Annotated in this window: 14 protein-coding genes; 10 read left to right on the top strand and 4 right to left on the bottom strand. The window is 42.4% G+C overall.

Features of this window, described 5'->3' with window-relative positions; translation table 11 throughout:
- Positions 1–7: 7 nt before the first annotated feature.
- Both madL and madM read left to right on the top strand, forming a co-directional pair.
- Positions 8–409 carry a malonate transporter subunit MadL gene (madL, locus tag Aso01_RS14830; RefSeq protein WP_004938029.1) on the top strand — a complete coding sequence of 134 codons (402 nt, stop codon included), beginning with the start codon at positions 8–10 and terminating at the stop codon, positions 407–409.
- Between the two features lie 31 nt (positions 410–440).
- A complete protein-coding gene (gene madM / locus Aso01_RS14825) occupies positions 441–1,202 on the top strand; it encodes a malonate transporter subunit MadM (RefSeq protein ID WP_004938028.1) in 762 nt (253 codons plus the stop codon).
- Positions 1,203–1,256: 54 nt separating this feature from the next.
- On the opposite strand, the gene Aso01_RS14820 is transcribed toward madM, so the two are convergent.
- The gene (locus Aso01_RS14820) at positions 1,257–2,177 is read right to left on the bottom strand and encodes a LysR family transcriptional regulator (protein WP_004938025.1); all 921 of its coding nucleotides are present in this window, start codon (positions 2,175–2,177) and stop codon (positions 1,257–1,259) included.
- A gap of 315 nt (positions 2,178–2,492) precedes the next feature.
- Between Aso01_RS14820 and Aso01_RS14815 the strand changes: the two genes are divergently transcribed.
- The 8 genes from Aso01_RS14815 (at position 2,493) to Aso01_RS14780 (ending at position 10,657) form a co-directional block, all read left to right on the top strand.
- The gene (locus Aso01_RS14815) at positions 2,493–3,047 is read left to right on the top strand and encodes a lipocalin family protein (RefSeq protein WP_004938021.1); all 555 of its coding nucleotides are present in this window, start codon (positions 2,493–2,495) and stop codon (positions 3,045–3,047) included.
- A gap of 130 nt (positions 3,048–3,177) precedes the next feature.
- Complete coding sequence (locus Aso01_RS14810; protein WP_004938016.1) at positions 3,178–4,167, top strand: acyl-CoA desaturase; 990 nt, start codon at positions 3,178–3,180, stop codon at positions 4,165–4,167.
- Positions 4,164–5,426: an NAD(P)/FAD-dependent oxidoreductase gene (locus Aso01_RS14805; protein ID WP_004938013.1), complete on the top strand. Its 1,263-nt coding sequence runs from the start codon at positions 4,164–4,166 to the stop codon at positions 5,424–5,426. The genes Aso01_RS14810 and Aso01_RS14805 overlap by 4 nt, the downstream gene beginning before the upstream one ends.
- Positions 5,427–5,444: 18 nt before the next feature.
- Positions 5,445–6,230: a DUF1365 domain-containing protein gene (locus Aso01_RS14800; RefSeq protein WP_004938008.1), complete on the top strand. Its 786-nt coding sequence runs from the start codon at positions 5,445–5,447 to the stop codon at positions 6,228–6,230.
- Positions 6,231–6,233: 3 nt separating this feature from the next.
- Positions 6,234–7,433, top strand: coding sequence for an SAM-dependent methyltransferase (locus Aso01_RS14795; protein WP_004938006.1), 1,200 nt, complete (start codon positions 6,234–6,236; stop codon positions 7,431–7,433).
- 29 nt (positions 7,434–7,462) lie between these two features.
- Positions 7,463–8,242 (top strand): DUF1295 domain-containing protein, encoded by a 780-nt coding sequence (locus Aso01_RS14790; RefSeq protein WP_004938002.1) that lies wholly within the window; start codon positions 7,463–7,465, stop codon positions 8,240–8,242.
- Positions 8,243–8,250: 8 nt separating this feature from the next.
- Positions 8,251–9,300: an SAM-dependent methyltransferase gene (locus tag Aso01_RS14785; protein WP_004937999.1), complete on the top strand. Its 1,050-nt coding sequence runs from the start codon at positions 8,251–8,253 to the stop codon at positions 9,298–9,300.
- A gap of 31 nt (positions 9,301–9,331) precedes the next feature.
- Entirely contained in the window at positions 9,332–10,657 is a 1,326-nt protein-coding gene (locus Aso01_RS14780) for a sensor histidine kinase (protein ID WP_004937997.1), read from the top strand.
- On the opposite strand, the gene Aso01_RS14775 is transcribed toward Aso01_RS14780, so the two are convergent.
- Genes Aso01_RS14775 through Aso01_RS14765 form a run of 3 tightly spaced genes read right to left on the bottom strand, consistent with a single transcriptional unit; the run spans position 10,654 to position 12,412 of the window.
- Complete coding sequence (locus tag Aso01_RS14775; RefSeq protein ID WP_039910060.1) at positions 10,654–11,349, bottom strand: response regulator transcription factor; 696 nt, start codon at positions 11,347–11,349, stop codon at positions 10,654–10,656. The genes Aso01_RS14780 and Aso01_RS14775 overlap by 4 nt on opposite strands.
- A gap of 17 nt (positions 11,350–11,366) precedes the next feature.
- Entirely contained in the window at positions 11,367–11,870 is a 504-nt protein-coding gene (locus Aso01_RS14770; protein ID WP_004937992.1) for a chalcone isomerase family protein, read from the bottom strand.
- Positions 11,843–12,412 carry a nuclear transport factor 2 family protein gene (locus Aso01_RS14765; RefSeq protein ID WP_025094686.1) on the bottom strand — a complete coding sequence of 190 codons (570 nt, stop codon included), beginning with the start codon at positions 12,410–12,412 and terminating at the stop codon, positions 11,843–11,845. Before Aso01_RS14765 ends, Aso01_RS14770 begins: the two co-directional genes overlap by 28 nt.
- Positions 12,413–12,527 lie beyond the last annotated feature (115 nt).

Below are 12,527 nucleotides of genomic sequence, written 5' to 3'. Positions count from 1 at the left end.
GTTAAAAATGATTATTTATGGAACAGCGATTTTAGCGATTTGTCACTTACTCGGCGATTATCTGGGTAATACGCTTGGAATGTTACTTGGAGTAAAAGCCAATGTCGGTGGTGTAGCCATTTCAATGATCTTACTTATTCTGATGAAGGAGTTATTGGCAAAAAAAGGCTATCTACCTCAAGTGACACAGTTTGGTGTGTTGTACTGGTCTGGTATGTATATTCCGATTGTTGTGGCGATGTCCGCGGGACAAAATGTGGTGGCTGCACTATCAGGCGGTGTGCTCGGGATTATTGTTTCAGTGGCTTCATTGGTCGGAACCGTATTGGTGATTCGCTATCTCAATCGTATTAGTGGCGACTATGAAACATATGAATGGACAATCGAAAGAGTCGAAAAAACAGCATAAAAAGAACTGAATAAAGAAAAGGAGCTTCAACATGGATACATTAATTGCAGTACTCACCAAGAATGCGCTAGTGACCGCCTTGGCGATCACAGGTTTGATGATGTTTGTCTCACATCTTTTATCTAAATATCTGACCAAAGGTAAATTACAAAGTTCAGCGATTGCAATTACTTTAGGGTTGGTGGTCGCATATTTTGCTGGCGTGTATACACATGGCACCAAAGGTATTTCTGATATTGCAATTTTTTCAGGATTTGCACTATTGGGTGGTGCCATGATTCGTGATCTTGCGATTGCTTCAACTGCGTTTGAAGTAGATGTAAAAGAAGTCAAAAAAGCCGGCAAGATCGGTTTAATCGCACTGATGCTTGGATGCGTTGTACCTTTTGCAATTGGTGTAATTGTGGCATGGTGTTTAGGTTATAAAGATCCTGTTTCAATGACCACGATCGGTGCGGGTGCGATGACTTATATTGTCGGGCCAATTACGGGCACTGCAATAGGGGCAAGCTCTGATGTGATTGCGCTTTCAATTGCGATTGGCTTAATTAAATCGGTGTTTTTTATGGTGGGGACACCGTTACTGGCAAAATTCATGTATTTGAAAAGCCCACGTTCAGCAATGGTATTTGGTGGCTTGGCCGGAACAACCAGTGGTACAGCAGCAGGTTTAGCAGGTACAGATGTCAGATTGGTTCCATATGGCGCATTGGTCGCAACCTTTTATACAGGACTCGGATGCTTACTCGGTCCGTCAGTTTTTTTCCTGACAGTCAATGCAATTTTTGGTTGATGCACTTAAAAAGAAACTTCGGCAAGTGGTTTTTATTGACCAGTTGCCGACAATTTATGAATGTAAGAATTGTTTTGCAAACATGCGACATTCTGCAATTAAAGCCAGCAGATTTGGATCACGCTCCTTACTTTTTAAAAAAACCAAACCAATTTCTTGTTTAATCTGTTTTGCACCTTTTAATGGAATGAGTTTCACTGAGCTTTCGTGAATCGTCGAGATTCGACCAGGTAAAAGGGCGAGTCCAACGCCGGTACTGACCATACTAATCAGAGTAAAAATATCGCTCACTTCCAAAAACACTTTAGGGTCAATTCCTGCATTTTCGAAAACTTCATCGCTATCACTGCGTGTAGCAAATCCTTTTGACAAAGTTAAAAAGGTTTCATCTTTTAAGCTAGCCAAATCCACTTCATGCGTATTGGCAAGCGCTGAGTTTTTATTGACGGCTAAGAAAATTTTATCCTCAAACATCGGTAAACTTTCAAAATCTGGATCGTCTGTGGTGGCGTTCAAGGCCACGATAATTGCATCGAGTTCAGTCGATTTCAGCTTTTTAACCAAATCTAGATTCGAACTTAAGAGCAATTGAATATCGAGTTCGCCTCGACGCAGCTTCAGACGACTAATCACATTTGGAATCGTATTTACGGTGAGCGAATATAACGAACCAAGATGCAAAACCTTTGCTGCAAAGCCAGCCGCTTCACGGGTTTTATTCACAGTCGTAATCATGTCTTGGACTAGTTTTTGTGCATTTTCTTGCAAGACATAAGCACTTTTGAGAGGAATTAGGCTTCGGCCTTCATGTTTAAACAAAGGACAACGTAGCGCACTTTCCAAAGAGTGTAATGCCTTATGCACACTGACATTGCTGATCTGCATTTCAGTTGCAGTTTTTGTTAAATTTCCACAGCGCATAAACGCTAAAAAAATCTGAATCTTTTTAAGCGTTAGCTCATCATCAATATCCATAATGTATGCATATGTCCTTATGATTTATCCAAATACTCAAAACATGAGTATCTCTTTGTGAGTGTAGTACAAATGTGGATGCTTTGGCGAAGATAGTTTTTCATTAGCTCGAGCAGAAGTGTTTGTTTGGTGATTTTTCTTTAAAATCTTAAAATTTAGATTTATCAGTTGTTTAAAATGCTTTAAGCTAGTTACAATACCTCATAAATGATGAAAATGTGATGCCACAAACATAAGTGATGTTGTACATTTCACGCTTTATTCACACACACATACAGTATTTTAAAAATATAGAAGAAACATAAGGTGAATTTCATGAAATCTTTGAGTAAAACATTAGCCATTTCAACTGTTGTATGTTCTAGCATTTTTGGCGCCATTGCAGCGCACGCTGAAACGCAAGCACCGAAAGCCGTAGAGCAGATCGATATCAATAAATATACCGGAAAATGGTATGAGATCGCGCATTTGCCAGTCTATTTCCAGCGCAAATGTGCCAGTGATACTTCTGCAACCTATGCACTCAATGCAGATAAGACTGTTGCAGTCATTAATAGCTGTCGCACCCAATCTGGCGAGATGATTCGTTCGGAAGGTGTTGCATATCCTCAAAATGCAGGTAACAGCAAACTTAAAGTAAGTTTCTTACCAAAAGGTCTACGCTGGATTCCTTTTACCAAAGGCGACTATTGGGTACTTCGGATTGATCCGGATTATCAAACGGTTTTAGTCGGTGGCCCATCACACAAATACTTATGGCTTTTGTCACGTAACCCACAATTAGATACAACTACCTACCAATCTTATTTACAAACCGCGCGCGATTATGGCTATGATGTAACCAAGTTGGTCAAAACTCCACAAAAATAATGAGTCATGCATAGGTCAAGCCGAGTCACTGACTCGGTTCGACTCTTAAGAGAAATGCTTCACATAAACTTCATATCGCATCTCCTACAATGACACCATAGAGAGAAATGCTGCAGATCAGGAAGAATCAATGTCTAAATTTTTTCTACGATGGATCGATAGCTGGTCGACGACAGACAACACACAAGAAACAATCACGTCTAATTTAAGTCAACGTCATCAAACTCAATGGCTTAGAATTATTCCGTTTATTGTTTTGCATGTAGCATGTCTGGCGGCTTTCTGGGTCGGTGTGTCATGGTTTGCCATCTTATTTATGGTGTTTTTCTATTTTATTCGTATGTTTGCCATTACGGCATTCTTTCACCGTTATTTGTCGCATAAAACGTTTCAAACCTCGCGTCCGGTTCAATTTCTGTTTGCTTTAATTGGGACCATGAGTGCACAGCGCGGGCCTCTTTGGTGGGCGGCGCACCATCGTTATCATCATCGTTTCACCGACACCGACCAAGATCCACATTCATCGACCAAAGGCTTTTGGTATAGCCATGTGGGCTGGTTTTTAAACGAAGAAAATTTTGGTACACGTAAAAACATCATTAAAGATTGGCTCAAGTTTCCAGAACTCATCTGGCTAGATCGTTTTAGTTTACCTGTCGTGGTGTTTACTGCGATTGGTATCTATGCATTGGGTGAAGCACTGGCAGTCTATGCGCCTCAACTTGGTACCAATGGCCTACAGCTCTTGGTCTGGGGCTTTGTGATTTCAACAGTACTGCTCACGCATGCGACCTTGTGTATCAACTCCATGGCACACCGCTATGGTTCACGTGATTTTAATACAGACGATGAAAGCCGCAATAATTTGTTCTTGTCCTTGATTACTCTAGGTGAAGGTTGGCATAACAATCATCACTATTATGCAGGAAGTACACGCCAAGGCTTCTTTTGGTGGCAAATAGATATTACTTATTACCTGCTTAAAATCATGTCTTGGATGGGGCTGGTGTGGGGCATTAAAGACGTCCCAGAGCGTGTTTATGCAGCGCGTCAACATGTCTCGTCTCGTGAATTTAAACAACTAAATATAGAAAAAATTGAGAGTGAAGAAGTTCGATGAAAATCGCCATTATTGGGTCTGGTATTTCCGGCATGTATGCCGCATGGAAACTTTCAAAACATCACGACGTAACGATCTTCGAAAAAAATGCGTATTTTGGCGGTCATACCGATACTCATGACTTATTTGTCGATGGCCGCCATGTGGCAGTTGATAGTGGATTTATCGTTTTTAATGCCCATAATTATCCATTGTTTTGTGCGATGCTGAACGAACTCGGCGTAAGTGCTCAAGACAGTGACATGAGCTTTTCAGTAAACAATCTGGTGAGTGGTTTACAATACAATCCTTCTAAAAAATGGTCGTTATTTACCCGGCCACAGAATTTTGCAAATTCGCGTTTTAGAAGCATGATCTCGGATTTACTTCGTTTTTATGAAGCCAACAAGGCGTTAAACATAGATGAAGTCGATTCTGAAATGACGATTAAGGCATATCTCGATCAGCATGGTTATTCAGACGCATTTCGTGAAGAGCATTTATATCCGATGTGCGGTGCGCTATGGTCGAGTCCGGTTGAGCAAGTCGGTGAGATTCCGTATAAATTCGTGGTCAGTTTTTTTCAGCATCATCGAATGCTACAGCTTAAAGACCGTCCACAATGGAAAACAGTGAAGGGTGGCTCTGCAACGTATATTCGAGCCATTCAAGCGCAGTGCAGCAATATTGCTTGGCAGCATAGGGCTGTACAGCAGGTAAAGCGTTTTGACGATCATGTCGAAATTCATACAGATGATCAGGTGTTGAATTTTGATTGGGTCATCTTTGCGGCGCATGCAGACGACTGTTTGCCGTTGCTGCATGACGCAACGCCGCTCGAGCAAGATATTCTGGGTAGTTTTAGTTATCAAGACAATACCATGGTGGTGCATCGAGACCTTTCGATTATGCCGAAATCGCGCAGTCAGTGGGCCAGTTGGCATGTCCACGTGACGCCTGAGCATTCAAAAGAATCAGGTGCCAAAGTGCACTATGGTTTTACTTACTGGATGAATAGTCTACAAAATTTGTCATGTTCATCTCAGATTTTTTCTACACTCAATCCGAACATGCCGATTAACCCGAAACAGATTTTCGTGACACGGCACTACCGTCATCCGGTATTTGATCGACCTGCGATTGATGCACAGTTACGCTGGTCAGAAATTAGCGGGGTCAATCGAACGTCTTTTTGTGGTGCCTACTGGGGCTGGGGCTTTCATGAAGATGGTGCCCGAAGTGCTCAGCGTGTTGTCGATCAAATTCAGGTTGATGCTTAATCGCACAAGGAGTTACAGATGCTCTGGACCCCACTTGCACGTGCGCCTGCAAAAATTCGCCACCGCCGTTATTCACCAAAATCACATGCTTTTGAATCTGAGCTGACCTATCTGTGGTTCAATCCAGATCAAATTGAACACGACGCTCAAACATGTAAATTATGGTCGGTACGACGCTGGAATATTTTGAGCATAAAGCCTAATGACTTCTTGACGATGTATAGCGGTAGTATTCGAGAACGAGTCAAAAAAGCAATTTTGGAACATGCCAATTTCGTTGCTCGGGCCGACTGGGAAATTCGGGTATTGGCTTTACCCCGTTATTTCGGATTTCGGTTTAATTCGGTGGTGTTTTATTACGTTTTTAATCGTGATCAACAGCTTCAATTTATTTTGAGTGAAATTACCAATACGCCTTGGAATGAGCGTAAAGTTTACGTGCATGATTGCCGCGAGCAAGACGCACAGATTCAGCATTTTAAGAGCTATCAGTTTAAGTTTGATAAGGCATTTCACGTGTCGCCGTTTATGCCTATGGCACTAGCATATCAGTGGAAATTCAGCCATTCAAATATACAAAATGTGATTCATATGCAGCTTTATGAACAGCAACAACTGATCTTCGATGCCACGATGAATTTCACCTTAGACCCCATCACGTTTCCTTCACAGCAATATCGATATGCTCTTCGTTATAGTGTGGAGCCTTTTAAAATGTTAGCTTCGATTTATTTACAAGCCTTCCAGTTGTGGCGCAAGAAAGTTCCATTTTATCGTCACCCAAAAAAGAATAAGGATATATAACCCATGATTAAGACATTTCTTTACGGTGAACAAGATACATTACCGCTGATTTTAAGAGGGCTTCTTAAAATACAGCACGGTCAGATTACTTTTCGCGGTGTGTGGAACGGAACTGTGGGTGAGCCCTCAGATCTTCATGCCACCATTGAGGTGCATAATCCGGCACTGATTGAACTGATATTTAAAAATGGCGTACTTGGTGCCGCCGAAGGTTATATTCGCGGTGACTGGACCACCGACCACTTGGTCGAGCTCATTCAGATTTTATCGCGTAACCGACATGTACTCGATAAAATCAATCAAAACGTGGTGGCACAAGCAAGCCAAAGCTTATTAAAACTCTGGTACAAATCACGACAAAATTCAATCACGGGTAGTCGTAAAAATATTGCCGAGCATTATGATCTAAGCAACGACTTCTTTAAGCTATTTCTCGATGACTCGATGATGTACTCAAGTGCGGTATTTACCGATGAGCACATGACGCTTGAAACGGCATCTGATTTGAAAAAAGAGCAGATTTGCCAAAAACTCCAGCTTAAACCGCTCGATCATCTGGTCGAAATTGGAAGCGGTTGGGGGGGCTTTGCAATTTACGCCGCTCAAAATTATGGTTGTAAAGTCACCACGATTACCATTTCACAAGCGCAATATGATGAAGCAGTGGCACGCGTTGAAGCGGCTGGTTTAAGCCATCGAGTTGATGTGCAGCTTAAGGATTATCGTCTTCTTGAAGGCAAATTCGACAAACTGGTTTCAATTGAAATGATTGAGGCGGTGGGCGAGCAGTACCTGCCAACTTATTTTAACCAGTGCCGCAATCTTCTTAAACCGCATGGTCTGGCCCTGATTCAAGCAATTACCATTGAAGATGCACGCTATGAAAAAGCCATTAATACAGTCGATTTCATTAAGCGGTATATCTTCCCGGGCAGTTTTATTCCGTCTATCAGCGTCATGACTTTGGCAGCATCAACCCAAAAACTGCGTCTGAAACAGCTCGATGATATTGGTTTAAGCTATGCCCAAACCATTCATCATTGGCGAGCACGCTTTTTAGCAGCTAAAGCAGACGTACTTGCACTTGGTTTCGATGAAAGCTTCATTCGTATGTGGGATTTTTACCTCTGTTACTGCGAAGGGGGCTTCAGAGAAGGCGTTATTAGCGATGTGCATATGCTATTTGAAGCCAGTCCATATTGAGATCGATCTGGAAATGAAGGAGATCAGTGATGCTATGGAATCTGGTTATTCTAGATGTTGCGATCATGCTGATATGTTGGCTGGTTGCAACCTTCAATCGTCGCGTGGGAATTGTTGATGTCGCATGGAGTTTTTGTATTGCGATCAATATCCTACTTTCGGCTTGGTTGATTGATACCGCACCACTTGCTATTCGTTTATTTATTGGTGTGTTAAGCGGTGCATGGTTTTTACGCCTGTTTCAGCATTTGTTTCGGCGTTATCTTGCCGAGACTGAAGAAGACACACGCTATGCCAATATGCGCAGAGCCATGGGCAAGTTCCAGCATGTCGGCTTCTTACTTTTTTTCTTGTTTCAGGCAGGTCTAGTACTGCTATTTTTCGCTCCAATGTGGGTGTTGCTCAATCAGCCTGCTTCCGCCTGGTCAGGCTTTATGTTGCCCGCGATGTTGGTTGCCGCGCTTGTCATACTGGTTGCTTTTGCCGGAGAAAGCATCGCAGATCAGCAGCTTTACCGTTTCAAGCAAGACAAGGCCAATCGTGGCAAAACAATGGATCAGGGTTTATGGCGATACTCTCGGCATCCCAACTACTTTTTTGAATGGTTGCATTGGTTTGCTTACCCGATTTTAGGCTTGGCAGTGGGTGTATACGTGCTGTGGATTTATCCGCTGCTGATGTGGTTATTTTTGTATTACATCACAGGTATTCCATTTAGTGAGCAACAAGCGTTAAAGAACCGTGGTCAAAATTATCGTGACTATCAGCAACGAACTTCAATGTTTATTCCTAGAAAACCAAAACAATAGGTCAATATATGGATTTTATCATTCAACAATCGCTCAAACTGGTCGAGAGTGGCCTTGTACCCGATCAGGCCATTCGTGCGGCTATTCGTGCGCTCAGTAAAAAACGTTTGATTCAGGAAGGTCGTTATGATCCTGAACAGGCTGCCCAGCGTTATATGGATGTGCTGAATACCCTCAAGCACAGTGAAATTGCCATTGAAACCGACAAAGCCAATGAGCAGCACTACGAACTACCGACCGAATTTTTTCAGGCCGCATTGGGCAAGCGCTTAAAATACAGCGCATGTTACTTCCCGACTGCCAAAACCACCCTAGACGAAGCCGAAGAGTTTGCTTTACAGATATACTGTGAACGCGCTCAGCTTAAGGATGGTCAGCAGATTTTAGAGCTGGGCTGTGGCTGGGGTTCTTTTACACTCTGGATGGCAGAGCGTTACCCAAATGCCTCAATCAAGGGCGTGTCTAATTCGGCCACACAACGTCAACACATCTTGGCTCAAGCGAAACAGCGTGGACTCAATAATATTGAAATCCTGACCTGTGATGTGAATGTACTTGAACTTGAAAAAGGGCAGTTTGATCGCGTGGTATCGGTCGAAATGTTTGAGCATGTGCGCAATTACCAGCGTTTATTTGAAAAAATTCAAACATGGCTGAAAGATGATGGCTTATTATGGTGTCATATTTTCTGTCATCGATTCTTGCATTATCCATTTGAAATTAAGAACGAATATGACTGGATGTCGAAATACTTCTTTACTGGTGGTCTGATGCCGTCGGTCTCGACATTCTTACATTTTCAGGATCATTTAGAGCTCAGCCAGCAGTGGCAGTGGTCAGGTGAGCACTATGAGCGTACTGCCAATGCATGGCTTGAAAACATGGATGCGCATGAAACTGAACTCAAACCGTTGTTTGAAAAAATTTATGCACAAGATGCAGATGCATGGTGGCAGCGCTGGCGCATATTCTTTATGGCCTGTGCCGAGCTGTTTGGATTTGACCAAGGTCAAGAGTGGGTCGTTGGGCATTACTTATTTAAAAAGAAGGCGGCCTAACCCACAAATTGGCTGTTATTGAGTTGTAAATATGTTGAAGTTCTACCGCAACGACCATTCCAATCATCCTGTGGCTGATGTGTTTAATCGATACTATTGGCTACAGATTGTTTTGATTGCAATGTCGATTGTGGTGGGCTTGGCATGCAGCGCATGGGTCATTAAAGGCTCTTTATTAAAAACTGCCCTTGAGCAGGAGATGGAGCATTACTGGATTCGCGTTCAGCGTAACCCGAATGCGAATTTACCCGATACCAAAAACTTGTATGGCTATCGATGGCTCACCAATAACCCACCGCCGCGTTTTAAATCTTATACCTTCAAGCCTGGTGTAAACCGGATGTTTATTGATGGTAAAGATCGTATGACAGTTTATGGTGAGAAAAATGGTCAGCATGTCTTGCTGGTTTTTGGTGAAAGCAACGTCAATAAATTGATCTGGCTGTTTGGTCTTGCACCACTCATGTTTAGCTTATCTGTTTTATACAGCTTTTTGTGGTGGTCAAACCGGCGGGCAAAGCGCTATTTTTCTCCTATTACACGATTGGCCAATGCGCTTGAACAAATCGATTGGGCGCATCAAACTGAGCAATCGCCATTTGCCCAAATCAGTACCAATGGTAATTTAGAAGCAGAATACCTTAAGCAGGCGCTAGAAAAGTACCATCAAGTTTTGACCGAATTTATCCGCCGAGAGCGCGAGTTTACAGGGGATGTAAGCCACGAGCTGCGCACACCGCTGACGATCTTAAAGGGCAATTTACAGTTATGCCAAGTTAAGTTTGGCCAAGACAAATCCTTGCTGCGTATGCACAATACCATTGAGGACATGCAGCTTTTGGTCGATACACTTTTGGCAATAGCGCGAAATACCACCAGTAATCTAAATACTGAACATCATTATTTGTCTAAAATCATCGATGATCTGGTGATGGATCTGGCCGATATGAGTCAGGTCAAAGGCATTGATATTGAAATTCAGTACGAAGAAGCCGAGCAAAAGCGCTGGCTATATCCTTCCATGACCAAAATGGTGCTCAGTAATATCTTGCGTAACGCTTTAAATTATTCGCAAGGTACCCAGATCGATATAATCTTGCAAAAAAACAGCCTTATTATTGCCGATAATGGAATTGGATTGGATTTACCCAACGATGCCAAAGTGCAAGAGCTCAATGAATCTCAATTGAAGCTCGATGTAAAAGGGCATGGAATTGGTTTACAACTGGTGCAAAAACTGTGTAAACAGCTCAACTGGCGAGTAGAGCTGTTCGACCGTCAATATTATCTTTTAACCCATCCAGAGTTAATGCTACAAAATACTACAGGTTTGATTGTTGTGGTTTATCTTTGTTAAGAGGTGCTTTGTTCAATCGCAATCTTTAAACCCACTCCTGAAACGGTGTGTAATAGTTTTTGTTCAAAGGGTTTATCAATCATTTTTCTTAGATTATAAATATGGCTTCTGAGTGCATCGCTCTCAGGCTCTTCTTCACCCCATAATTCCATAATCAGTTCTTGCTTGGTCACTACTTTAGGTGACTGACGCATTAATGTTTTGAGTAATTTAAACTGAATCGGTGGCAGTTCTATTGAATGACCGTTTCTTATGACGCGCTGAGTAGATGTGTCTAATACAAGATCGTGTATTTTGATTTGGCTATTGGACACCTCGCCAGAAGCACGCTTAATGAGGGCACGAATGCGGGCAACCAGTTCGTTGAAGTCAAATGGCTTGATCAAGTAGTCGTCTGCACCAGCAGAAAACCCCTGAAGTTTATCTTCAACAGTATCACGCGCTGTGAGCATGAGTACAGGTAAATCCAGTCCTTGATCATTTCGCACCCAGTCACAAAGCTGGTAGCCTGTACCGTCTGGTAAGTTCACGTCTAATAAAAGCAAATGAAAAGGCTGTGACTTTAAGAAGTTTTTGGCAGCGTCAAGGTTACGCGCATGATCAACCACGTAACCATGCGCCTCTAAAAACTCACAAACCGTTGCAGCCAGCTCAAAATGATCTTCGACCATGAGTATAAAATGATGGCTCATAAGATGAAGCGAATCCATTAATTGAGAAGTTGTTGTTTTAACTTAGCATTAAATGGCGCTGCACCAAACCAAATTTTAAAATAATCATTGGCATGCGGATCGGTAATTGAACCAAGCGGTTTATTGTTTAAAACCAGATCCAGTTTCTGATTTTGCATTTGATAGCCAATGCTATATAAATCTCCCGATTTTACTGGCCGATAGAGCGCGGTAATCTGGTTCAAAGGGGATTTACTGCTAAAGCCAGAAATATTTTTTTCCAGAAAATGTGTGGCCGCTTTTTTAAATGCCCATTCTGGAATATCACGGGTGTAGTAGAAGTCAAGCCGGATATCCTGCGTATTCCATGCCTTGGCACAATCTTGCGCATAGTAGCTGACTTTACCGACATTTTTGAGCGTCACCACAATTGGTGCTGTACTGCATTTTTTTAATTCGCTGGCCGATGCTGTTTGTGTCATCCATAATGATGACACGCCCAACACACTACCAATTACGATTTTTTGAATGGTAGTACCCATTTGTAAGCTCCTCCAAATACAGGTAATGAACGGAATAAGCCGTTAGCAGGGTCCCAGAAATCTTGCTGGAAAATAATCTGTTGTTGCGGATTCACTTTAATTTCGCTGATACCGTAGGAGTCCATAGTTTTGGTACTACCGAACATCTTGAAGTCATAAGCCATGTGCCAGTGAATATATGCGGAGTCTTCATGATGGGTCGCGCTGATGAGTTTTACGGTCACGTTGCTCACGCGTTTGTTCATGCCTTCAAAATGCTTCACCAATTCTTGCTTATTGGAAAACTGAGATAAAGTATCGTTGATGTAAAGCTGATCGGCATATAGATTACTGGCATTTTTCACAAATGACGGTGTACCGAGGGTATTAAAGGCACCCACAAATCGCTGGCCGATGTCCATAGCTTTTTGATCATCCATCACTACACCATTCACTTGCTCACGCGCTTTAGTGTAATCACTGGTATATGCTGGCATGCTTTTACAGGCACTCAGACTCAAAATCGTAATGGCCGAGACGGCAAGTGTCGTGATTCTTTTCATCATTGGGTTCACCCTTAATTTATCTTTATCAATCAAAGGTAGGTGAAAAGGTGTGAACTGGGCGTGAAATTTATACGTCAGATCGTGATCAAACGTATAGCTTGCGTTATTGAAT

This window comes from Acinetobacter soli (assembly GCF_000760595.1).
Taxonomy (GTDB): Bacteria; Pseudomonadota; Gammaproteobacteria; order Pseudomonadales; family Moraxellaceae; genus Acinetobacter; species Acinetobacter soli.
This window is presented reverse-complemented; position numbering and strand designations above follow the sequence as displayed.

What these genes read in the sequence shown, in the direction of transcription:
- Aso01_RS14810 (WP_004938016.1), top strand. Translation starts at nt 3,178, where the DNA reads ATGTCTAAATTTTTTCTACGATGGATCGATAGCTGGTCGACGACAGAC.
- Aso01_RS14780 (WP_004937997.1), top strand. Translation starts at nt 9,332, where the DNA reads ATGTTGAAGTTCTACCGCAACGACCATTCCAATCATCCTGTGGCTGAT.
- Aso01_RS14775 (WP_039910060.1), bottom strand. Translation starts at nt 11,349, where the DNA reads ATGAGCCATCATTTTATACTCATGGTCGAAGATCATTTTGAGCTGGCT.
- Aso01_RS14800 (WP_004938008.1), top strand. Translation starts at nt 5,445, where the DNA reads ATGCTCTGGACCCCACTTGCACGTGCGCCTGCAAAAATTCGCCACCGC.
- Aso01_RS14805 (WP_004938013.1), top strand. Translation starts at nt 4,164, where the DNA reads ATGAAAATCGCCATTATTGGGTCTGGTATTTCCGGCATGTATGCCGCA.
- Aso01_RS14795 (WP_004938006.1), top strand. Translation starts at nt 6,234, where the DNA reads ATGATTAAGACATTTCTTTACGGTGAACAAGATACATTACCGCTGATT.
- Aso01_RS14765 (WP_025094686.1), bottom strand. Translation starts at nt 12,412, where the DNA reads ATGAAAAGAATCACGACACTTGCCGTCTCGGCCATTACGATTTTGAGT.
- madL (WP_004938029.1), top strand. Translation starts at nt 8, where the DNA reads ATGATTATTTATGGAACAGCGATTTTAGCGATTTGTCACTTACTCGGC.
- Aso01_RS14770 (WP_004937992.1), bottom strand. Translation starts at nt 11,870, where the DNA reads ATGGGTACTACCATTCAAAAAATCGTAATTGGTAGTGTGTTGGGCGTG.
- Aso01_RS14820 (WP_004938025.1), bottom strand. Translation starts at nt 2,177, where the DNA reads ATGGATATTGATGATGAGCTAACGCTTAAAAAGATTCAGATTTTTTTA.
- Aso01_RS14790 (WP_004938002.1), top strand. Translation starts at nt 7,463, where the DNA reads ATGCTATGGAATCTGGTTATTCTAGATGTTGCGATCATGCTGATATGT.
- Aso01_RS14815 (WP_004938021.1), top strand. Translation starts at nt 2,493, where the DNA reads ATGAAATCTTTGAGTAAAACATTAGCCATTTCAACTGTTGTATGTTCT.
- madM (WP_004938028.1), top strand. Translation starts at nt 441, where the DNA reads ATGGATACATTAATTGCAGTACTCACCAAGAATGCGCTAGTGACCGCC.
- Aso01_RS14785 (WP_004937999.1), top strand. Translation starts at nt 8,251, where the DNA reads ATGGATTTTATCATTCAACAATCGCTCAAACTGGTCGAGAGTGGCCTT.